We start from the raw sequence: 21,635 nt of genomic DNA, 5'->3' as shown, positions 1-21,635 counted from the left end.
ACTGACTTTCCTTGCCATCAATGATTAAATTGGCACAGCCTTTATCTCTTATCTAATTTGCGTTGGAGCGTTTGATGCCACAGCACAGTATTGCTTTTTCTACTTTAGCACAGCAAGACGATCTGTCCCTAAGTAATCACCTCAATTTAAATACTTGGTATGACTTTGACCATGCGTCTTTGGTGGCAGATGCACCCGGTAGCCTCACTTATGTGGTGATATTTAGTTTTCAGTTAGGCATGCACGTTGCCAATTTTGCCCAGCAGTTAGAGCAATGGGGAGGGGAACTTGTTGGTGTCGTCCGTTATGAAGCACATGCTGATTTACCCCCAGCTTTTGCTTTCGCTATTTCAAATGCTGACGCGCAATTAAATGACCAAGTAAAGGCCTATAGTGCTGAAAACGGTGTGCAATGTGCAGCCTTGGTAAATCCTCCCAAGCTATCTCAAGCGGGTCTTTTGGTGATGGATATGGACTCAACCGCAATCACTATTGAGTGTATCGATGAAATCGCGCGTTTAGGCGGCGTTTACGATGAGGTGGCTGCTGTTACAGCGCAAGCGATGGCTGGGCAGTTGGACTTTAGCGAAAGCTTACGCCAACGAGTTGCCAAACTAGCGGGCATTAAACTGGATTTAGTCGATGACCTTAAAAGCCAACTGCCTTTAATGCCAGGTGTTGAACAATTGTGTGCAGTGCTGCGTGAAAACAATTGGCATTTGGCCATAGCATCTGGTGGCTTTATTCCTTTTGCGAAGCAGGTTCAAAGCGTACTTAACCTCGATAAAATTCACGCAAATCAGTTAGATGATGACGGTGCGGCGCTTGTCGGTACGGTTAGCGGGCAAATCGTTGATGCGCAAGAAAAAGCACGCTTTTTAGCGCAATACCGCGAGCAACTGCAATTGCCTAAATCGCAAACTATGGCTATTGGTGATGGCGCGAATGATCTATTAATGATGCAAGAAGCTGGGTTAGGTGTTGCTGTACACGGTAAAGAAAAGGTGGTTGCTCAGGCTCCAGCTGCCATTACTGCAGGCAGCTTAGCGCAATTGCTGTACTTCTTAACCATACCGTTACGCGACTGATTAAGCGACACTAACCGATGCGCTGCAGCCACTTGCTGCGGCGCTCAACCATGGCGTGAAACGCCTTTACGTCAATAGCGAACAGGCGAGGTAGTAGTTCGTCAATTGCTATCGCATCCATCACTCCTTCGACTTCCCACAAGCTTTTCTCCAGCTCTTTTGCTTTATGCAGTGCGTAGTGGCTGATGTATTTAAGCTCGCTTATCAAGTACTTGGTATCTGGGCGACCTGTTTTTGATAGGAATAATCGAAAGGTAAAAAGCATGCCTGATTTCAGCGCTTCATTAACAAACGCATTAATGGGCGTGTAGTCACCCTCTACGGCCACACAACGAGAAGTCAGGGCTTTGTTGAGATCTTCATGTTTAGGGTTGAGGTGAATAAACAAATCAAACGCTTTAGCTTTATCTTGGCGTTGTCCGTCACGCAGTGCATTTGTTAACACTCTTAGGCTGTTATCTTTGAGTAGCGGTGTTAAGTCTGGGTGGTCAGTGAGCAATCCGTACTGGCTCCAAATAGCGTGAATGGCACTGTGGTAACGGCCTTCGCCCATCGCTCCTAAGCGAATATGAGTATCATCTTTGGTGAAATACAAAGGCGTTTGGCAGACATTCTTGATCACGATATTACGTAACGCCTTTGATAGCCCAGGAACTTTAGCTTCTTCTTCACATACTTGCAGTTTGTCTTTGTTATTTTCGATTAACTGCGAGAAGAACAACACACCAACATGCGGTTGTTTGCTCTTTTGATACGCTTTGAGATTTAAAATGGTGCCAGACTTGCTCACCGCCATGACTTCATAGGGAATGTTTTGCAGCTTGTACTTTTTGGTGATTGCTTGTAGTTGTGGCAGGCCGACTTCGATGACGTCGCCTTTTTTCGCCTTCGTAGGCGCAGGTAACTCGATTTGCATCCCCAGAACACTAAAATCTCGAGATTGTGCCGTTTGTACTTGGCTGAGTCCGCCTGTGACTTCTACTTCGGTTTGATACAAATATCGTTTGTGTGAACGCAAGTTGGCATATTCGAGCGCGACGATTTCAAGCTCGGGTGTCTTAGTGCGGCGATGACCAAATACCTTGAGCTGATTAACCAAGGTTTTGTCTAACTTATAGCGCTGCAGCCGTTGTGTAAGCATTGGGCTATGTATAGGGGTCAGCAAACATAAATACTTCAAGCCACGTAAGTAGCTCATCACTCTGGCGCTAGGTGGCTTATTGAGTTTGGCAATGGCATCGCCAGCGGTGTCTGGCAAACTCAGCAGAATATGGGTATCGCCACTTTGCGCTGGCACTAGCTGTAATTTATGTACGCGCCAACTTGGTTTGCGGCTGCCATAGGCGAAGAATAGGGCGCGTAATTCTGGGTATGTGGCCAGTTCGATGTCGGTCGCGCTGTAAAAAAACACGCGATCATTTTGGGTGTGCGTAAAGCTGTACAGCAAAGTGTGTTTTACTTGTCCCTTGCGGGATAGCACGCTGTGCAAACGCTGCGGGCCAAGAATATTGGGGACCATCGAGTGACGCTGCTCATCATTGAAATAGTAATGAGAGTCCAGGTTGTTCTCTGTAGTCAGCAACACGCGCGGGTGCAATTTGCCTTCTTGCTCACAAATAAATGCAAACAAGGAATTGATACGAGGCACATAATACTGCTCGTAACCTTTAGTCACTACGGCGTCGAGGGTATTATCTAAATTCACCTTATAACGGCGTTTGTTGCCGTCGATAAAACGTTCCAGAAACTCGTCAAATCCGGGCGTGGGTTGCGACTGGGTGCGCTTCATTCGTGCGTAGTAAAAGTCCATGTCGCTGGTTGGTTCGATAGCGACCACTTCATATTCAACACCGTCTTTAAGGCCCAATTCGAAATCTTCTTCAAGACCAGTAAAGCGCACACGCACCAGCTGGTTGCTTGCCAACATGCTGTGGCTTGGCAGGCGAAGTTTGCACCCACCGAGTGATATATCACTGGTTTTACCCTCAATGCGCTTGTCGTTTACGAGTACGCGCACCTTTATGGCATAGTTCATGCGCTCTTGCTGGCGTGATTCATAAGAAGCGAAACGGATTAGCTTCTCACCTGTTTGCTGTTCTTCTGAGGCTTGGATAACTTGTTGGCGCTGTTGGCGACGACTGTTGACATGATCCATCACCATCTCATATACAGACAGCGTGTACTCACCAAAGCGTTTTACACCTTGCTCGAATACCGTGATGGCATCGTGATCTAAAAAGTGATTTTGATTTTTGTAGGAGTAGCTTTGGATTTCACCTGAAGTCAATCCACGTAGGTCAAGAGCGCGGCTGCACGGCTGACGAAGACGGTTTAGTTCCATCTTAATGATGAACTGATCTCCTTTTGATAACTCAGCCGTCTTTTCAGCGAATTCGCTATTAAAGCCTTTTTCGCCTAATGAACCTTTGAGATCTTCAATCAGAGATTGATGTTTTGTAAGAATGTCTTCAGCCATGTATTAAACCATTACCCAGCATTGAAAAACCGTTATACTGAGTGTCAAATTATTGTTTATTCTTTAATTACGCAACCCTAAGCAATTAATAAAGCAAAAATTATGCCTTTACTATGGTAAAAAAGAAAACAGCCTTTGTATGTAATGAGTGTGGAGCGGAGTTTGCGCGCTGGCAAGGCCAGTGTAGTGAATGTAAAGCTTGGAACACTGTCACGGAATTTCGTGTCCCTTCAGTTAAATCGACCAGTCATGGCGGCGCTACAAGCGGCTATGCGGGACTTGTAGAAGCCAAAATTCAAACTCTGGATGAAGTGAATCTTGAGGGATTACCGCGCTTTTCCACTGGATTTTTAGAATTCGACCGCGTGCTCGGCGGTGGTGTAGTGCCTGGCAGTGCCATTTTGATAGGCGGCGAGCCTGGCGCTGGTAAAAGTACCATCTTGTTGCAGACCATGTGTGGTTTGGCGCAGCACATGAAAACCCTCTATGTAACGGGTGAAGAGTCGTTACAACAAGTTGCAATGCGCGCCAAGCGCTTGGGCTTACCCACAGATAAGCTGCAAACTTTAGCCGAAACCAATGTGGAAACTATTTGCCAGCTGGCATTGCGCGAAAAGCCGAGCATCATGGTGATCGACTCGATTCAAGTGATGCATATGGCCGACATCCAATCAGCTCCGGGTAGTGTGTCTCAAGTACGTGAAAGTGCTGCCTATTTGACTCGATTTGCCAAGCAAAATCAGATTGCTATGATCATGGTCGGTCACGTGACAAAAGACGGCTCTTTGGCAGGGCCGAAAGTACTCGAACACTGCATCGATTGCTCAATTTTACTCGAAGGTAGTAGCGACAGTCGATTTAGAACGTTACGTGGTCATAAAAACCGATTCGGTGCTGTCAATGAGTTGGGTGTTTTTGCCATGACAGGGCACGGCCTGAAAGAGGTAAAAAACCCCTCAGCCATCTTCTTAAACCGCTCTCAAGAGCAAACTCCGGGCTCGTTAGTCATGGTGGTTTGGGAGGGGACACGCCCGCTGCTAGTGGAAGTTCAGGCCTTGGTCGACTATTCTCAGCTTGCAAACCCGCGTCGTGTGACGGTCGGTTTGGAACAAAACCGACTAGCAATGTTACTTGCTGTCTTACACCGTCATGGTGGGTTGCAAGTGGCTGACCAAGATGTGTTTGTAAACGTAGTAGGTGGTGTCAAAGTCTCGGAAACCAGTGCAGACTTGGCGCTGATCGTGGCTTTAGTTTCTAGCTTTAAAAACTATAGCTTAGAGCGTGAACTCGTGGTGTTTGGTGAGGTTGGTTTGGGTGGTGAAATTCGCCCCGTACCAAGCGGCCAAGAGCGACTGCGAGAAGCCGCAAAACATGGGTTTAAACGCGCCATTGTGCCTGTTGACAATAAACCAAAAGAGCCAATTGAAGGAATGCAAGTGCAAGCTGTGGCCAGTCTCAGTGAAGCATTGGAAGCATTATTTTAGGGGTAAAACCAATAACAATCAGCTGGGGCGAGGGTAGCCCCAAAGGAATTTAGCATGAAAAAATTACTTCTTGTTGTAGCACTTGGCGGAATTGCCTTTGGTGGTTATAGCTACGCTAACTATTACATGGGCAAAGAAGCTCGTAAGGACGTTGATAAGCAGTTATTGCAGTTTCACGCGCAAACAGGTGTAGATGTGCGTTACGGGGAACTAAAGACTGACCTGTTCACGCAGTCAATTTCCTTAGGCGATGTTACTGTGAATGACCCAGAAGGTAATCACATTGCAGATGTTGCCAGTATCGATATGCAAGGCTTTAGCCCCGTAAAGGTTTCAGATTATTCGCGTTTAGCGATTAACGATTTGACCTTCAAAGGTGTTGCACTTGAAGGCATGCAAGAGCTCAATGGCGAGAAAATCGACCTAGTCACTGAATTCAAATACAGCGAAGCCAATGGCGACGCAGATGCTAAAACCGTCATCAACGCTGGTAAAATAGCGGATATTAAATTTGATTTTGCGATGACCAACTCACAGCAATTAATGGCACTGTCAGAGCAATTAAATGAGATGGCACAGCAAGCAGACAGCGGCCAGCCAAACTTGCAACAGCAATTGGCGTTGCAAAGCCAGCTAATGACAGCAATGACCACTATTATGCCGAAAAGCATGAGTTTTGAGCTTAAAAACAATGGTAAGCTCAAGGGCATGATTGAGCGTTTGGTTGCTGAGCAAGGCATGACTTTTGAACAATTCCAAATGCAAGCGCAGCAGCAATTAAGTATGTCGCCAGCACCAGCGCGATTGCGTGAGGCAGCGCTTGGTTTTATCGACGGTACTGAGCAATTCAAAGTTTCGGTATCGCTTCCCGAGGGCACCAGTGTCGCGCAAATCAATCAAAAAATGATGACGATGATGGGTGACCCTGAAGAGTTAGCAAACTTCTTTAACCTTGAAGCGACAGGTAACTAATCCCTGTGCGTTAAAGAGTATAAGAGCCGGATTAATATCCGGCTTTTTTGTATCTGTTAGGCTAGTTTATTGCTTGTTTAAAAGTCGTCATGTTAGTTTTTATTCGTCTACAATTTGTAGGAAAACTTATTGTTGTTAGTAACTTGAGTTGCCATCACCTGAGGTTATCAAATGGAATGCATGTTTTATGTCTGTTGAAGAAAATAAAAAGGTTTCGTCGCCTCGCCATTTGCTAAAAGCGATGTGGCTGCCTTTGATTATTGTGTTAGCAGGCTACATCTATGCATTACAAGTGGACACGCGATATCAGCAGGATAGAAAACAAGCCATCGATGAAACGCTCGAAAAACGTATTGAACAAATTACTGCCTCGGTGGAGGACCGCTTGTCTCTTTACGCCCGGGGCATTTCCAGTTTAAAAGCTGCGATAGACGCACGTGGCCCCAGCGCTATTGATTATGCTTACTTAGATACCTACTCAAACAGCCAGGATTACCCGAGAAAATACCCGGGTGCGCGTGGGTTTGGATTTATTCGCGTGGTAGAGCCTCACGCGCTCGAGTCTTTTATCGCGATGGCTCAGTCTGATAGGCCAGATAATCGCTTTGCCATCCGCAAATTGAATGACCATGATAACAGTCATTTTATCATTCAGTACATTATGCCAGAGGCGGTAAATCAGCAGGCCATAGGCTTAGATATTGGTTCGGAAAGGATGCGAAGACGCTCTGCTGAAACTGCGGCTATGACCAATACCATTCAACTTACAGCACCGATTACTCTAGTGCAGGCGGATCAAAAGTTGTTGCATGGCTTTTTAATTTTGCAGCCGCTTTTTCCGACAATACAGCCCCCTGAAACTCCGGAGCAGCGAATGGAGTCCTTGGTTGGTTGGACTTATGCACCACTGTTGATTGAAGAGATATTAAACTCTTCCAGTGGTATAGGCACAGATGTCGTGCTGCAAATTGGTGATGTCACCGACGAACAACCGGTTAACTTTTTCGGTGTCGGTCGCAACAGTGCTTTGAGTGATTATGAGAGCGTGAAGGTGTTAACACTCTACGGTCGCGACTGGCGCTTTACCTTACATCCTGAACCGTCGTTTATTAACAATATGCGTTTATCCCCGAGCAACCAAGCTTTTATAAATATTATGGTGCTCAGTGTATGTATCGCACTAATCATACTTAGTTTGCATATCATGATTATTCGCTTTGTGGAAAACAAGGCGTATAAGGTTGAATTAGAGCAAACCCGCAGAAAGGCGCTGGAAGTAAGTAACGAAAAGCTGGAGCAGGAAGTTGCTGCCAGAACTGATGAAATCAACAAGGTTAATATCCTCCAGCGCAGCATCCTGCGCGCTGCAGAGTACGCAATTATAGCCACGGATGAGGCGGGTGTGATCACTGCCTTTAACCCAGGAGCCGAACATTTGTTAGGGTATGGCGCCAAGGAAGTAATCGCCGTGCAAACTCCTGCGCTTTTCCATCTGGAATCTGAAGTAATAACACGAGCACAGCGGCTAACTGAAGAGTTAGGCTATCCGGTGCAGGCTGGTTTCGATGTATTTGTTGAAAAGGCTAAGCACGGGCTTACTGACAACGGTCGGTGGACCTACGTGCGCAAAGATGGTTCATTCGTGCAAGTGCACCTTAGCGTGACAAGTCTGTCAGATGAGCAAGGTAATATATTTGGCTTCTTAGGGGTGGCATACGATTTAACCGATCAGTTGCAGCGAGAAAATGAGTTGTCTGTGGCAAAAGAGTTGGCAGAAAGCGCCAATAACGCCAAGTCAGTATTTTTGGCTAACATGAGCCATGAGATCCGCACACCAATGAATGGCATTTATGGCACCCTTCAGTTACTGAAAAAATCGATAAAGTCAGCGAGTGAAGTCGAGCTAATTAATAAAGCCCTTTACTCAACAAAGGCACTCAATACCATCATTAACGATATTTTAGACTTTTCTAAAATTGAAGCAGGAAAGCTAAGTATCGATCTCCAACCCTTCTCATTGCAGGAATTACTTACCTCGGTTGAAGGGGACGTACGTGTGATGTTGGCTGAAAAAGATATCGATTTTGTTATTGATAACCAGGCCAACAATGATGCTTGGCTCGGCGATGCTAATCGCATTCGACAAATATTATTGAATGTAAGCGCCAATGCTATCAAGTTTACTGAGCAGGGCTCTGTGAGTGTGGCAGTCACATCTGATGCGCTGCAAGGTTTGGTATTCCAAGTCATCGATACAGGGATTGGTATGTCGCAGAGCACGCTTGAGCGTCTATTTAATCGCTTTGAGCAAGCTGATTCATCAACGACTAGGCGCTATGGCGGTACGGGCCTAGGTATGGCTATTACTGGATCATTGGTTGAATTAATGGGTGGCAATATCGATGTCTACTCAGAGCTAAACGAAGGCACCACCTTTCATATTTCTCTGCCATTGAAGCAAACGGACGTAGATGTGAAAGAGCCAGCCAGTAATGATGAATTTATGATTCCAGACTTTAGTGGCTTTAATGTGCTCATTGCTGAAGACAATGAGATAAACCGAGCCATTATTGAAGGGTTGTTGCTTGATACGAAAGCGAATCTGCATTTTGCTGAAAATGGGTTGGAAGCAATCACACTGGCAGAGCAGCAGGCGTTAGACCTCATTTTTATGGATATTCAAATGCCACAGATGGATGGTGTAGAAGCATGCACGCGCATCAAAGCTGCACAGCCTAATTTACCCATCGTCGCCTTGACCGCGAATGTAATGAAAGAAGACATCGACAAGTATTTTCAGCATGGCTTTGATGGCTATTTAGCTAAACCTGTTGAATTTGTTGATCTTATCGAAAAAATGTCGGAGTTTTTAACTCACGAGGCGCTACCTTAGTGCGCGCTGCGTTGGTTAGGGGCACGCCCTCTTGTAATTTTATTGTCTGACCATAGGTCTATACTCCACAGATGCACAAAAATGCAAAGGAGCACAGATGAGCAAAGTGTCGTATACCCCACCCAAAGTGTGGACATTTGACAGTGAAAACGGCGGCAAATGGGCAAGCCTCAATAAGCCGACAGCAGGTGCCACATTCGAGCAGCAACTGCCAACGGGTCAGCATCCGTTTCAGCTGTATTCAATGGCAACGCCAAATGGGCAAAAAGCCACCATTATGTTTGAAGAGCTATTGGAGCTTGGGATAGGTGAAGCCGAATACGATGCGTTTTTAATTGATATCAGTGAAGGTGGTCAATTTGGCTCAGATTTTGTCGCTATAAACCCCAACTCAAAAATCCCTGCGCTACTGGACACTAGTACAACTCCAGCGACTCGGGTGTTTGAGTCTGGCTCTATCTTGCTTTATCTTGCTGAGAAATTTTCAGCGCTTATCCCAACTGAACCTTATGCCAGAGCCCAGTGTATGAACTGGCTGTTTTGGCAAATGGGCAGCGCGCCTTATTTAGGTGGTGGGTTTGGTCACTTCTATGCCTATGCCCCAGAGCCAATGGAGTACCCCATCAACCGCTTCACCATGGAAGTAAAGCGTCAACTAGACGTGCTAGATAAGCACCTTGCGCAGCATGAATACATGGCGGGAGACGAGTATTCAATCGCAGATATAGCTATTTGGCCTTGGTATGGAGCCTTGGTGTTGGGTCGAGCATATGATGCGGCTGAGTTTTTATCTGTGCATGAATACAAGCATGTTATTGCGTGGGCACAAAAAATTGATGAGCGCCCAGCAGTCAAGCGTGGCCGTCGCGTTAATCGCACTTGGGGTGACGAAAGCGAGCAGCTCAAAGAGCGTCACAGTGCGGGGGATTTTGAATAGGTTTGCGCGCTCATATTGAAACAGGCATAAAAAAGCTCAGCGTTTGCTGAGCTTTTTACTATTAAATTAATTGCTTAGTGAAGGATACGGGCACGGATTGTGCCGTCTACCGCACTTAATTCTTTGAGAGCGACTTCAGAGTGATCGCTGTCCACATCGATAACTACATAACCAATGCTCTCATCTGTTTGCAGGTATTGCGCGGCGATGTTGATACCGTGTTGAGCAAACGCTTGGTTAATTTGCGTCAGAACACCTGGACGGTTTTGGTGAATGTGCAACAAGCGGCTGCGATTGGCGAGTTCTGGCAAAGCTACTTCAGGGAAGTTTACCGCGGTCATTGTTGAGCCATTGTCTGAATACTTAGCCATTTTCCCGGCGACTTCTACGCCAATGCTTTCTTGTGCTTCTTGTGTTGAACCACCTACATGAGGCGTAAGAATAACATTGTCAAAGTTACGCAGTGGCGAGACGAACTCTTCATCGTTTGACTTTGGTTCGACTGGGAACACGTCAATTGCCGCACCAGAGAGGGTTTTTTCTTCTAACGCTTCTGCTAATGCGTCGATATCTACCACTGTACCGCGAGAGGCATTGATTAAAATACTGCCTTTTTTCATGACCGACAGCTCAGCGGTGCCAATTAGGTTTTTCGTTTGCGGGGTTTCTGGCACATGGAGGCTGACCACATCTGAGGTTTGCAGCAGGTGTGTTAAATTTTGTACTTGCTGAGCATTACCCAAAGACAGTTTGTCTTCAATATCAAAGTATTGAACCTTCATACCAATGTTTTCAGCCATGATGCCTAGCTGCGTACCAATGTGGCCGTAGCCGATAATACCCAGCGTTTTACCACGTGCTTCAAATGAGCCTTCAGCTGTTTTTAACCATTGGCCACGGTGTGCCATCGCGTTGCGCAGCGGAATACCACGAAGTAGAAGCAGAATTTCACCAAGAACAAGCTCGGCAACTGAACGTGTGTTTGAGAAAGGTGCGTTGAATACAGCAATACCGCGGCGCTTAGCGGCATCTAAGTCAACTTGGTTAGTGCCAATACAAAAACAACCCACAGCAATTAGTTTTTGCGCAGCGTCAAGAACGGCATCAGTGATCTGAGTGCGCGAACGGATGCCCACGAAGTGAGCATCACTGATGCGCTCGATGAGTTCATTTTCAGGTAACGATGTTTTTACGTAATCAATATTGCTGTAACCGTTGCGCTTTAGGGTTTCTACTGCACTTTGGTGTACGCCTTCCAGCAAGAGAATTTTAATCTTATCTTTTGCTAACGATACCTTACTCATGTTCCTCATTCCTCTATCGTGTAGTTGGGCCCTCCGGCGTGCCGATGATCACAATATCAGCGCCGCGGTGAGCGAATAGGCCGTTGGTTACAACACCAACCACCTGATTTAATGTTTGTTCAAGTGACTTGGCATCAACAATGTGTAGATTATGAACATCCAGTATAACGTTGCCGTTATCTGTCACTACACCTTGACGATACACAGGGTCGCCACCGAGTTTTACGATTTCACGCGCTACGTAGCTGCGCGCCATCGGAATTACCTCAACTGGCAGTGGAAACTCACCCATGGTATCAACCAGTTTGGTGTTATCCACGATGCAGATAAACTGCTTAGCAACTGCTGCAACAATCTTCTCACGTGTGAGTGCCGCGCCGCCGCCTTTGATCATTTCGTTGTTAGCGTTGATTTCATCGGCGCCATCAACATAAATATCCAGTGCGTCCACGTCATTGAGTTCGAATACTTCAATACCTAGCGCTTTTAAGCGCTCAGTGGATGCTTGCGAGCTAGATACCGCACCGCGAATATCGTCCTTTACTGTGGCAAGAGCATCAATAAAGTGATTAACCGTTGAACCGGTACCTACACCAACAATGGTGTCTTTCTTTACGTATTCCAGTGCAGCCCATGCGGCCGCTTTTTTCATTTCGTCTTGAGTCATGTTGCGCTCGTAAATGAGTTGATAGCTTGGGGTTAGGAAATCATTGTACCACTACCTGTCGGGGCAATAAATTCTCTCGGGGGTGACAATGTAATCTAATGGCACATCCCAACTGGCAATGGGGAGTGCATCTACCTCCTGACACTGGTGTGCGATGCCAATTAACACTGGCTTTTTCACCGCGTTGTCGGGTATCTGTGCAAGTGTGCGATCGTAATAACCGCCACCCATGCCTAATCGGTTCCCTTGGCTATCAAATGCCACCAGCGGTGTGAGGATAAAATCCAACTCAGCTACGGGGCAAATATGACTGCAATTCAACTCGGGCTCAAAGATACCATAGCGATTCGCCTTCATGGGTGAGTTTTTCTCATACTCTTGGAAGAGCAAATGAGTCCTTGTGAAAGGGTGAATAATGGGGAGGTGTGGCTTGGCTTTTTTGCTCCACATCTCTTTAAATACGAGGCTTAAGTCTGGTTCTCCATCGTTACTTAAATACCCCCCTATCCGGGTGTTTTTAGTGATGTTTGCCACTTGAGAAATATTAATATATAGCGACTTGGCGGCCTGTTCTTGCACTTCTTTGGAAAGATTTTTTCGTAAATTTCGCATTCTCTTGCGAATGTCAACACGTTGTTCGTTAAGCTGCATAACACCGATTCACATAAAATCTGATAACTTGAGTGAGCAATTTATGTCACTGTGCGGGTTTTGGCTGAAATTAAAGCTCGATAATATCAGGGTACAGGTAATGAAGCCCCAAGATGGTGAGCAATAAGACAATCAACACCCCGAGTAGGACAATTGGCCAGCGTTTTGGTTTAGAGATAGGGTCGATATCGAGGTCTTCTCCCAAACTTAGATCCAAGCCTAGGTCGTCAATCACACCTGTATCTTCATCGCGATGTAAGCGCTCGCTAAAGCGATGGTCCATATCGTCTAAGCGCTCTTCAATGCGAATAAGACTGCTGGTAACGTAATCCAGCGCAGCAAGGATCTGCTCGTCACGTTTACTACTGTGCTCAGCTGTTGCAGCTGCGCCTGTGGTTACGCGCTTCAGGCGGCTGCGAATACCCAACGTTGCCAATACCTTGGCTTGTTTGAGCGCCTTGTTTTGGTCGCTGGCAGGGAAAATAGGCTGACCATCAAAAAAGGCCTGAGTCTGTTTATCGTTCAGTTTTAATTTTTGTTGTAGCGCTAAGGTTGCCTGATCTTGGGTTTTATCTTCATCAAGGTGGGCAAACACCAGCTTATACTGCTCACTCATAAGGGCCCCGTTGTGGTCACTAAAAGCTCAAAAAATTGGCTTATTTACATCTAACAGTGAGTATAAATCCTTTTGTTTAAAAAGAAAAAAAGCTCTTATCAGCCTTTATAAACAAAAACACCACAGCATTGGCTGTGGTGTTTTACGCAAATTGCCAGCTTAGTACTTAGCTGCTTTGCCTTCTTCAGGAAGAGCGTTGATGATGAAGTCACGCAAGTCGTTATTCGAGCTTTCTAAATCCGCACGGCGCAAGTACATCATATGGCCACTGCGATAACCTTTGAAGCTCAAGCGATCTTTCATTTTGCCGCTTGGGTCCAACTGCCACATGGTGTATTTAGCATCAAAGTAGTTGGTCGCACCATCGAAGTAACCTGATTGAATGAGTACGTTTAGGTATGGGTTTTGTGCCATCGCTAAACGCAGGTTTTCACCAGTGTTGTTGTTGCTTCTATCCCACGGGTGCACTGAGCCGAACATGTTGTATTTTACATCTGTTTTATACTGTAGCTCTTCACGCAGATAGTAATTGATAGCTGGTGTGAACGAGTGCAGCCAAGATGTAAGCTCAGCCCAATAGTCAGGGCGATCGCCTTCATTGCGCTTATCAATACCCAAGTAGCGAGAGTCTAAACGGCCTACCGTTTGCCCGCGCTCGCGAAGTAGCTCTTTCCAGAACGACGCATTAGGGATGTCTAGATTATTCCCTTCGACGAAGGTTTGCGATACGCCAGCATAGCGCGCCATTTGCGTGACGATGCGACGTTTCTCATCAGCACTAATAAAGCCGCCTTTTGCGATAGCGGGGATCAACTCATTGACAGTGAAATCTTCAACTTTGGGTAATAGTTCGTCTAAATCCAGTGCTTGTAGTTCGCTGTCTAGGGCTTTGTGATACCACGCGGTAGCTGCAAAGTAAGGTAAGCGGTTTGCCGCCTCTACCGGGCCCTCACGTTTGATACCAATTTCGGTCGGTGATACTAATACCACACCGTTTAGGTACATCCATTGGCTGTTTTGAAGCTCCAGCGCTAGACCCGATACACGAGTTGTTCCATAGCTTTCACCAATAAGGAATTTAGGTGAGCGCCAGCGATTGTGGCGGTTTACAAATGTGTTTAGCCACTCTGCAAGGTATTTGATGTCCGCGTTGACGCCGAAGAACATGTCTTTTTGTTGGTCGCGGCTTGGCATTTTGCCATCTTTACCTGGTAGTACACGCGAGTAGCCCGTGTTGACAGGATTAACATAAACGATATCCGCGACATCCAATACTGAGTATGGATTTTCTTTTACCCCATATGGCTGTACGGGATAACCTTCGTCATCAATTTTTAGTACTTTAGGGCCCGTGTAGGCAAGGTGCATCCACACCGATGCCGAACCAGGACCACCGTTAAATGAAATAAGTAGTGGGCGTTTCGTATCGTCATCCACGCCGCTGCGTTTGTAATAGGTGTAATGCAGTGTCGCAACAGCATCACCGGTATCATTCCACACCGGCTGAGTGCCTGTCTCAGCGGTGTAGGAGATGCGCTCGCCATTAATGCGCGCTTTGTGCTCTGTGGTGACTGAACTGTCAATTTCAATTTGACGGCTATGCTGTGATGCGTCGAATTGATCCGTCTCGGCAAGAGCTGAAGGCGCAATAACGACTGCAAGCGACAACGCAACAGCTTTTAGATGGGTTGCTAACATTGAGTTACCTTTTATTGTTATCGAAGGGCTTAGTTTAGTTATTAAAAAAGCTTGGTAGCCAAACTACAAGTTAATGCGATAAATGGGGTGCCAATACTGTGTTGATGGCATCGGAGAATCTAGAGTCTATTTCAATACCCTTGGCGCACAAACGGGTGTCTTTTAACGCGCAGTCTTTAGGTCGTGGCGCGGCATTTTCGTCGATTTCTGCTGCGACCAAGGTTGCACTATCAATATTAAGTGCAGGGGCCATTGTTTTTGCCATCTCTAGTTTGGTCATCATCTCTTGAGCACTGATGTGATACACCCCATTTAGCTCTTTCCCAATAACTTCAATAGCTTGGCGCAAAACACGGGCGATATCAGCGGTATTGGTTGGGAAGCGCAAGGAGTCGTGATCGAAGGCACGTACTCCTTTGATTAGTTGCTCAGCGATAATCGTCACAGCTGATTCCTTGAGTGCATTGACTTCTCCATATAACACGGGGATACGGGCAATGGCCGCACTCGGGTAATCTTTGAGTAACATAGCTTCACTACGAGCTTTAGATTCGCCGTACAAATTGAGTGGGCTCGTTGCTGCATCTTCAGCATAGGGTGGGTTGCGACCATCGAACACGTAATCGGTGCTGATAAAAATCAGTTTGCAACCAAATTGCTCACAACACCGTGCAATTTGCTCTGTAACAGCGCAGTTGAGCTTGATGCTACTTTCTGGGTCATTGTCGAATTTATCTGGGTTGCGCTCGGCAGCGCTGTGGATAAAGAATTCAGGCGTGTGTTCAGAGAAAACTTGCTGCAGTGCTTCTCTATCAAATAAGTCGACTTTTAATATAGGTGGCTGGGCGCGCGAAAAGCCCAGGCCAACTGTGTCGTGTTCTTTACTCAATTCTTTTAGTAATGCGCGTCCGAGAAGGCCCGTTGCGCCAGAAATCATTATTTTTGCCATTTCTTACTCCCAAAAATTCAACTTTGGCAGCCTAGCGAGCACTTACTTTAAAGTCAAAGTGTCTATTGTGCCTAAAATGTGTTTAAATTTGGCCCGAAAGCAAATACTAATAAAAAAATACCATGTTGGAGTTTATATCATGGCCCGCGTTTTGATCATTGAAGACAGTAAAGTCGTGCAGCAGGTGCTTCGCCATTTACTGAGTCAAAAATTCGCTACAGAGTTCATTGATCACGTTGACTTTGCTTGGGATTATCAACAGGCTCAAGACTTAATTCAGCAACACCATTACGACCTTGCACTTGTCGATATGACACTACCGGATTGTGATACAGGGGATGCAGTTAGGTTAACTGTCGACCAAGATATTGCGACCGTTGTGCTTACTTCCAGTCTTGATGAGTCTCAGCGTCAGCAAATGCTTGAATTGGGCGTGGTTGATTATGTCATTAAAGACAATCGCGACTCTTATTTATATGCCGTACGTTTATTGACGCAGCTTCTACGAAACAAAGGCCTACGTGTTTTAGTGGCTGATGATTCAAGGTTAAGCCGCCAGATCCTCAGACAAATGCTTGAGCGCCAATTATACGAAGTGGTCGAAGCGCCGGATGGAGAGCAAGCGCTAAAATTACTGCGAGACGATGCGTCTATCAAGCTGTTGCTTTGCGATTATGCTATGCCCGTTATGGATGGCTTTGAACTGGTGCGCGCAATTCGTAATTATCGTGGCCGAGATGACTTAGCCATTGTCGGTATTTCTGGTGCAGGTAGGAATGGCTTATCGGCTAAGTTCATTAAGTATGGCGCCAATGACTTCTTAACTAAGCCTTTTGCGAACGAAGAGTTCCACTGCCGCGTGTTACAAACCGTGGAGCAATTGCATCTTATCAGTCAAATTCGTGCCACCGCAGAGCGGGATCACCTTACAGGCTTGTTTAATCGTCGCTACCTTCAAGAACACGGTTTGAAACTCTTTTCCAAAGGGGAAGGGGACGTGACAGTAGCGCTGATTGACGCTGATAACTTTAAGCAAATTAACGACAAATACGGCCATCAAGCTGGAGACTCTGCTCTTCAGCAGTTGGCGAGCCGTTTAAATCAGCATCTTGAAGGGCGCATTGTTGCACGCTTTGGTGGTGAAGAATTTGCCGTGCTATCCCAATGTGATGGCGAGGAGTTCGAGCGCTTTAAAGGAAACTTGGTTAGCTTTAATGAGCACCTAATGGCACACCCAATAGTAGTGGCTGGAGAGCCATACGACATGTCTGTGAGTATCGGTCTAGCAAAGTTGGGTCACCGCAACTTAGACACCTGCCTACACAGCGCTGACCAAGCACTTTACAAAGCCAAAGCCAGCGGTAAGAAACAGTTACTCGTTGAGCCAATCGAAAACGTTTAGTTTTTGCACACATTTGGAAAAAACGACAAAACTACGCACCATAATGGTGCGTTTTTTATGCTCCAAATAAGTTAACTTCATGTTAATTAAGAAAAAATAATTGTGGCACAAAGGTTGGATTTACCCTTTCGACAATAATAATCAGTGTTGCCTGAAGGGGGCCATATGAAAATGATCAGTGCCATCATTAAGCCATTTAAGCTTGATGAAGTGCGTGAAGCTCTTGCGGAGCTGGGAATAGAGGGGATGACAGTTGTTGACGTAAAAGGCTTTGGTCGTCAGCGTGGACACACCGAACTCTATCGTGGCGCCGAGTATCAAGTTGATTTCATTCCTAAAATCAAACTAGAAATTGCAACCCTAAGCGAGAACGTGGATCGCGTGGTTGAACTTATCACCCGCATTGCCTCAACCGGAAAGATCGGTGACGGCAAAATCTTTGTTTACGATCTCGATCAAATCGTGCGCATCCGAACGGGTGAGCTCGATGAAGAAGCTATTTAAGGGGTGCCATCATGGAAAACACAGTAGTTGAATTACAATTTTCATTGAACACGTTCTACTTTCTAATTTCAGGCGTGTTAGTTATGTGGATGGCAGCCGGTTTTGCCATGCTCGAAGCAGGTCTGGTGCGCTCTAAAAACACCACAGAGATCCTTACCAAAAACGTCGCGCTGTATGCGATTGCTTGTACCATGTACTTATTCATTGGCTACAACATCATGTATGTAGACAACGCTGAAGGGGGCTTTGTGCCAAGCTTTGGTGCCCTAATTGGCACGCAAGCGAGTGATGCGGATCACGCTTTGCAATCTGACTTTTTCTTCCAAGTAGTATTCGTTGCCACGGCAATGTCTATCGTTTCAGGCGCGGTTGCTGAGCGCATGAAATTATGGGCCTTCTTAGTGTTCTGTGTAGTGATGACAGGCCTAATTTACCCAATCGAAGGTTACTGGACGTGGGGTGGCGGTTTCCTATCAGAAATGGGTTTTGTTGACTTCGCTGGTTCGGGTATCGTGCACGGTGCTGGTGCAGCTGCGGCTTTAGCAGGCGTATTATTACTGGGAGCTCGTCGCGGTAAGTACGGCAAAAACGGTGAAATTTACCCAATTCCTGGTTCAAACTTACCATTGGCTACATTAGGTACGTTTATTTTGTGGATGGGTTGGTTCGGCTTTAATGGCGGTTCGCAGTTGTTAATCAGCGATGCTGAGAACGCTACTGCTGTTGGTCAAATCATGCTTAACACCAATGCAGCAGCGGCAGCGGGCGCAATTTCTTCACTGCTTGTGTGCAAAACTTACTGGGGTAAAGCAGACCTTACTATGGTGCTAAATGGTGCTCTGGCTGGCCTAGTTGTTATCACTGCAGAGCCTGCTTCACCTTCACCGCTTCTGGCTGTAGGCCTAGGTGCAATCGGTGGTATCGCTGTTGTGTTCAGTATCGTAGCGCTTGATAAAGCACGTATTGATGACCCTGTAGGTGCTATCTCTGTACACGGTGTGTGTGGTGCGATTGGCTTAATGCTTGTGCCGCTATCAAACGGTGATGCTAACTACTTGACGCAGCTAATCGGTTTAGTGTGCATCTATGGCTTCGTGTTTGTAACTTCATTCATCGTATGGGCTATTCTGAAGAAAACCATGGGTATCCGTGTGGGTGAAGAAGAAGAGCTTACGGGTATGGACCAGCACGATTGTGGTATCGACGCTTACCCTGAGTTTGTATCAGTGCGCTCAAGCTAAAATCCAAATAATTTATTCAAATTAATTAACGGCGAGCTTTTAACTCGCCGTTTTTTATGACTATAATCAAACCTTACAGTCCCTCTAATAGGTTCGTGCTATGAATAAACTACTACTAATTATCCTTTCTATTTTTTTACCGCCAGTTGCTGTGTTTTTAAAAGCAGGCGCAGGTAAAGATTTAGTGATTAACATCATTTTGTGTTTCTTGCTGTGGATCCCTGCCGTTATTCACGCATTGTGGGTATCAACTCGCTAAAGAGTCAGTATCAGTTAAGCTAACGCCGCTTAACATTAGCGTGCACCCTGTCTTGGTGTACTCGTGGGCAATTAATTTTGCTCATGAGTATGCTAAGCTTCCAAAAATTTTCAATTTAGCCACGCATCAGCAACCTTATGGCGTCAAAAAAAACACCAGTTAAAAAACGAAAGAGTAGCAAGAAGTCTACTTCATCAACTCCATCATTCATGAAGCGATTTGCCGCTAAAGCCTTTTCGATCTTTTGGAAAGTGTCCTTGGTAAGTGTTATCAGTGTTGCGCTTTACATGATTTATCTCGATGCCAAAGTGACACGGCAATTTGAGGGCAATAAGTGGCAGCTGCCAGCGCAGGTCTATGCGCGTGCTTTAACTTTCTACCCTGGCCAGTACTTATCGATGGATGAAGTGGAGTGGGAACTAAAACGACTCAACTACACCCAAGTGACAAAGCTGACCCACACCGGACAGTATGAGCAAAGCGCCACTCGGTTACGTATCTACCGCCGTGCATTCGAATTTGCTGATGGTCAAGAAAATGCCCACATCATTGAGTTGCGCTTTAACGGCAACAAGCTTGCTACGGTCAAAAACAACATTGGTCAGCGTCTAGACAGTGCTCGCCTAGAACCGGTGCAAATTGCGCGCATTGGTAACGATGAAACGCAAGACCGCGAATTTGTGCCGCTGGACAAATTCCCAAGCATTCTAAAAGAAACTTTGCTGGTGGTTGAAGATAGAAACTTCTATGACCACCACGGTGTATCTGTGTGGTCTATTATGCGTGCACTTTACGCTAACATCCGTGCAGGTCGCACAGTACAAGGCGGCAGTACGTTAACCCAGCAGTTAGCAAAGAACTTCTATCTTACACGTGAGCGCTCATTAACGCGTAAAATCAACGAAGCGTTAATTGCGTTGATTTTGGATTATCGTTATTCCAAAGATGCCATTTTAGAGGCGTATCTCAACGAGGTTTATCTTGGTCAATCATACACCAAAGGTGTGCATGGTATGGGCCTTGCGGCAGAGTTTTACTTCTCTAAGCCAATCGATGAGTTGGAGTTTGACCAAATCGCGATGTTGATTGCCTTGGTGAAAGGACCATCTTATTACAATCCACGCCGTTATGAAGAACGCGCGCAAGAGCGCCGAGATTTAGTACTGCGTTTAATGGTTGAAGATGGCTTAATTACCACACCTGAGTACCGGGTTGCACTGAAACGTCCTCTTGATATTGCGCCCATGCGACGTGATATCGATAAGACTTACCCTGGGTATTTAGAGTTAGTGAACCGCCAACTTAAAGAATTACTTACTGACAAAGAAACTCTTGACGCTGGGGTACGTGTTTTCACTTATCTCGATTTACAAAAGCAAGAGGCGATGGAGGAGTCGATTTCTCAGTCGTTGCCGTATTTAGAGCGACGTCCTAATACTGAGCAGTTAGAAGCGGCGATGGTGTCGGTTAATCGTCAAGTTGGTGGTGTATCGGCACTGGTCGCAGGCCGTGATATGCGTTATTCGGGCTTCAACCGCGTGCTGGATACCAAACGTAACATCGGTTCATTAGTTAAGCCGGCGGTATACCTCAGTGCTTTGCAGTTAAAACAATACCACCTAGGTACGGTATTAAAGGATGAGCCTTTAGAAGTCAAAGATGAGCAAGGTAATGTATGGCGCCCTGACAACTTTGACCATGTGTTCCGTGGAGATTTACCGCTCTACCAAGCCTACAGTAACAGTATCAATATTCCTGCGGTTAATGTTGGTTTAGATATCGGTGTCGACAAGGTTGCAAATACGCTTGAAGGTCTTGGGGTAGAAAGTCATATTAATCAATATCCCTCGCTTTTGCTTGGCGCGCTGGAGCTATCGAGTTACGAAGTTGCACAAGTTTATACCACGCTGGCAAACGACGGTGCTTACACTCGCCTAACCAGTATCTCCGCACTGACAGACAATAGTGGCAAGCTTTTGTATCAGCACAAGCCGCAGTGGCAGCAGCGTTTTCCTCAAGATGCGACGTACATGACTAAGTACGGTATGAAGCGCGTGACTAAAGATGGCACGGGTAAACGCTTGAACAAACATTTCCCAACGATTCAATTGGCGGGTAAAACAGGTACAAGTAATAACCTACGTGACAGTTGGTATGGCGGTTTTGATCAAAATACCGTGACCATTGCTTGGGTTGGCCGTGATGATAACCAAAGTACGGGGCTCACAGGGGCTGTTGGGGCGTTAGAGCTGTATATTCGCTATCTGCGTCAACTTAATCCACAATCGTTGGCAGATGAGCGTCCAGAGGGAATTCGCTGGGCATTCATCAATGAGCAAACTGGCCTGCAAGCACCACCTGGGTGTGGCAAAGTAATTCAATTGCCTATTCGCGCTAGCGAGTTTGACCCTCGTCCTCGCTGTGTGCGCTAAAGTCTGCGTCCACAAAACATAAAAAAACCGCCAGAAGGCGGTTTTTTTATTGCTGCAAAGTT

At 46.1% G+C, this 21,635-nt stretch carries 17 protein-coding genes; 10 read left to right on the top strand and 7 right to left on the bottom strand.

Going from position 1 to position 21,635, the window contains the following annotated elements; all coding sequences use genetic code 11:
* Window positions 1–74 precede the first annotated feature (74 nt).
* Entirely contained in the window at window positions 75–1,088 is a 1,014-nt protein-coding gene (serB, locus tag V1358_RS13045) for a phosphoserine phosphatase SerB (RefSeq protein WP_347393801.1), read from the top strand.
* Between the two features lie 10 nt (window positions 1,089–1,098).
* On the opposite strand, the gene V1358_RS13040 is transcribed toward serB, so the two are convergent.
* Window positions 1,099–3,564, bottom strand: a complete 2,466-nt coding sequence (locus V1358_RS13040) for a PilZ domain-containing protein (protein WP_347393800.1) — start codon at window positions 3,562–3,564, stop codon at window positions 1,099–1,101.
* 113 nt (window positions 3,565–3,677) lie between these two features.
* On the opposite strand from V1358_RS13040, the gene radA reads away from it, so the two are divergent.
* From radA to yghU, 4 genes are all read left to right on the top strand, one after another.
* Complete coding sequence (gene radA / locus V1358_RS13035; RefSeq protein ID WP_347390611.1) at window positions 3,678–5,048, top strand: DNA repair protein RadA; 1,371 nt, start codon at window positions 3,678–3,680, stop codon at window positions 5,046–5,048.
* Between the two features lie 54 nt (window positions 5,049–5,102).
* The gene (locus tag V1358_RS13030) at window positions 5,103–6,020 is read left to right on the top strand and encodes an aq_1923 C-terminal domain (protein WP_347393799.1); all 918 of its coding nucleotides are present in this window, start codon (window positions 5,103–5,105) and stop codon (window positions 6,018–6,020) included.
* A 187-nt stretch (window positions 6,021–6,207) separates the two neighbouring features.
* Window positions 6,208–8,913, top strand: a complete 2,706-nt coding sequence (locus tag V1358_RS13025; protein ID WP_347393798.1) for a CHASE domain-containing protein — start codon at window positions 6,208–6,210, stop codon at window positions 8,911–8,913.
* Window positions 8,914–9,010: 97 nt separating this feature from the next.
* Window positions 9,011–9,850, top strand: a complete 840-nt coding sequence (gene yghU / locus V1358_RS13020; RefSeq protein ID WP_347393797.1) for a glutathione-dependent disulfide-bond oxidoreductase — start codon at window positions 9,011–9,013, stop codon at window positions 9,848–9,850.
* Between the two features lie 74 nt (window positions 9,851–9,924).
* Here yghU and serA read toward each other — a convergent pair whose 3' ends face one another.
* The 6 genes from serA to V1358_RS12990 form a co-directional block, all read right to left on the bottom strand.
* The gene (gene serA, locus V1358_RS13015) at window positions 9,925–11,154 is read right to left on the bottom strand and encodes a phosphoglycerate dehydrogenase (protein WP_347390615.1); all 1,230 of its coding nucleotides are present in this window, start codon (window positions 11,152–11,154) and stop codon (window positions 9,925–9,927) included.
* 13 nt (window positions 11,155–11,167) lie between these two features.
* Window positions 11,168–11,821 carry a ribose-5-phosphate isomerase RpiA gene (rpiA, locus tag V1358_RS13010; protein WP_347390616.1) on the bottom strand — a complete coding sequence of 218 codons (654 nt, stop codon included), beginning with the start codon at window positions 11,819–11,821 and terminating at the stop codon, window positions 11,168–11,170.
* A gap of 51 nt (window positions 11,822–11,872) precedes the next feature.
* A complete protein-coding gene (locus V1358_RS13005) occupies window positions 11,873–12,472 on the bottom strand; it encodes a 5-formyltetrahydrofolate cyclo-ligase (protein WP_347393796.1) in 600 nt (199 codons plus the stop codon).
* A 70-nt stretch (window positions 12,473–12,542) separates the two neighbouring features.
* Window positions 12,543–13,088 carry a hypothetical protein gene (locus V1358_RS13000; protein WP_347393795.1) on the bottom strand — a complete coding sequence of 182 codons (546 nt, stop codon included), beginning with the start codon at window positions 13,086–13,088 and terminating at the stop codon, window positions 12,543–12,545.
* A 159-nt stretch (window positions 13,089–13,247) separates the two neighbouring features.
* Entirely contained in the window at window positions 13,248–14,786 is a 1,539-nt protein-coding gene (locus V1358_RS12995; RefSeq protein WP_347390619.1) for a S10 family peptidase, read from the bottom strand.
* A gap of 70 nt (window positions 14,787–14,856) precedes the next feature.
* Entirely contained in the window at window positions 14,857–15,735 is an 879-nt protein-coding gene (locus V1358_RS12990; RefSeq protein WP_347393794.1) for a dTDP-4-dehydrorhamnose reductase family protein, read from the bottom strand.
* A 139-nt stretch (window positions 15,736–15,874) separates the two neighbouring features.
* On the opposite strand from V1358_RS12990, the gene V1358_RS12985 reads away from it, so the two are divergent.
* The 5 genes from V1358_RS12985 to mrcB all read left to right on the top strand — a co-directional run bounded on the left by V1358_RS12985 (window position 15,875) and on the right by mrcB (window position 21,573).
* Window positions 15,875–17,137: a response regulator gene (locus V1358_RS12985; protein WP_347390621.1), complete on the top strand. Its 1,263-nt coding sequence runs from the start codon at window positions 15,875–15,877 to the stop codon at window positions 17,135–17,137.
* A gap of 165 nt (window positions 17,138–17,302) precedes the next feature.
* A complete protein-coding gene (locus tag V1358_RS12980) occupies window positions 17,303–17,641 on the top strand; it encodes a P-II family nitrogen regulator (RefSeq protein ID WP_347390622.1) in 339 nt (112 codons plus the stop codon).
* Window positions 17,642–17,652: 11 nt separating this feature from the next.
* On the top strand, window positions 17,653–18,882 hold the full coding sequence (locus V1358_RS12975) for an ammonium transporter (protein ID WP_347393793.1): 1,230 nt from the start codon (window positions 17,653–17,655) through the stop codon (window positions 18,880–18,882).
* A 100-nt stretch (window positions 18,883–18,982) separates the two neighbouring features.
* Window positions 18,983–19,141, top strand: a complete 159-nt coding sequence (locus V1358_RS12970) for a YqaE/Pmp3 family membrane protein (protein ID WP_347390624.1) — start codon at window positions 18,983–18,985, stop codon at window positions 19,139–19,141.
* Window positions 19,142–19,278: 137 nt separating this feature from the next.
* Window positions 19,279–21,573: a penicillin-binding protein 1B gene (gene mrcB, locus V1358_RS12965; RefSeq protein WP_440589896.1), complete on the top strand. Its 2,295-nt coding sequence runs from the start codon at window positions 19,279–19,281 to the stop codon at window positions 21,571–21,573.
* Window positions 21,574–21,635 lie beyond the last annotated feature (62 nt).

This window comes from Pseudoalteromonas pernae (genome assembly GCF_039831865.1).
Classification (GTDB): domain Bacteria; phylum Pseudomonadota; class Gammaproteobacteria; order Enterobacterales; family Alteromonadaceae; genus Pseudoalteromonas; species Pseudoalteromonas pernae.
This window is presented reverse-complemented; position numbering and strand designations above follow the sequence as displayed.

Bases quoted from the DNA above. Each gene is read 5' to 3' on its own strand.
- serB (WP_347393801.1), top strand. From the start codon at position 75: ATGCCACAGCACAGTATTGCTTTTTCTACTTTAGCACAGCAAGACGAT.
- V1358_RS13040 (WP_347393800.1), bottom strand. From the start codon at position 3,564: ATGGCTGAAGACATTCTTACAAAACATCAATCTCTGATTGAAGATCTC.
- radA (WP_347390611.1), top strand. From the start codon at position 3,678: ATGGTAAAAAAGAAAACAGCCTTTGTATGTAATGAGTGTGGAGCGGAG.
- V1358_RS13030 (WP_347393799.1), top strand. From the start codon at position 5,103: ATGAAAAAATTACTTCTTGTTGTAGCACTTGGCGGAATTGCCTTTGGT.
- V1358_RS13025 (WP_347393798.1), top strand. From the start codon at position 6,208: ATGTCTGTTGAAGAAAATAAAAAGGTTTCGTCGCCTCGCCATTTGCTA.
- yghU (WP_347393797.1), top strand. From the start codon at position 9,011: ATGAGCAAAGTGTCGTATACCCCACCCAAAGTGTGGACATTTGACAGT.
- serA (WP_347390615.1), bottom strand. From the start codon at position 11,154: ATGAGTAAGGTATCGTTAGCAAAAGATAAGATTAAAATTCTCTTGCTG.
- rpiA (WP_347390616.1), bottom strand. From the start codon at position 11,821: ATGACTCAAGACGAAATGAAAAAAGCGGCCGCATGGGCTGCACTGGAA.
- V1358_RS13005 (WP_347393796.1), bottom strand. From the start codon at position 12,472: ATGCAGCTTAACGAACAACGTGTTGACATTCGCAAGAGAATGCGAAAT.
- V1358_RS13000 (WP_347393795.1), bottom strand. From the start codon at position 13,088: ATGAGTGAGCAGTATAAGCTGGTGTTTGCCCACCTTGATGAAGATAAA.
- V1358_RS12995 (WP_347390619.1), bottom strand. From the start codon at position 14,786: ATGTTAGCAACCCATCTAAAAGCTGTTGCGTTGTCGCTTGCAGTCGTT.
- V1358_RS12990 (WP_347393794.1), bottom strand. From the start codon at position 15,735: ATGGCAAAAATAATGATTTCTGGCGCAACGGGCCTTCTCGGACGCGCA.
- V1358_RS12985 (WP_347390621.1), top strand. From the start codon at position 15,875: ATGGCCCGCGTTTTGATCATTGAAGACAGTAAAGTCGTGCAGCAGGTG.
- V1358_RS12980 (WP_347390622.1), top strand. From the start codon at position 17,303: ATGAAAATGATCAGTGCCATCATTAAGCCATTTAAGCTTGATGAAGTG.
- V1358_RS12975 (WP_347393793.1), top strand. From the start codon at position 17,653: ATGGAAAACACAGTAGTTGAATTACAATTTTCATTGAACACGTTCTAC.
- V1358_RS12970 (WP_347390624.1), top strand. From the start codon at position 18,983: ATGAATAAACTACTACTAATTATCCTTTCTATTTTTTTACCGCCAGTT.
- mrcB (WP_440589896.1), top strand. From the start codon at position 19,279: ATGGCGTCAAAAAAAACACCAGTTAAAAAACGAAAGAGTAGCAAGAAG.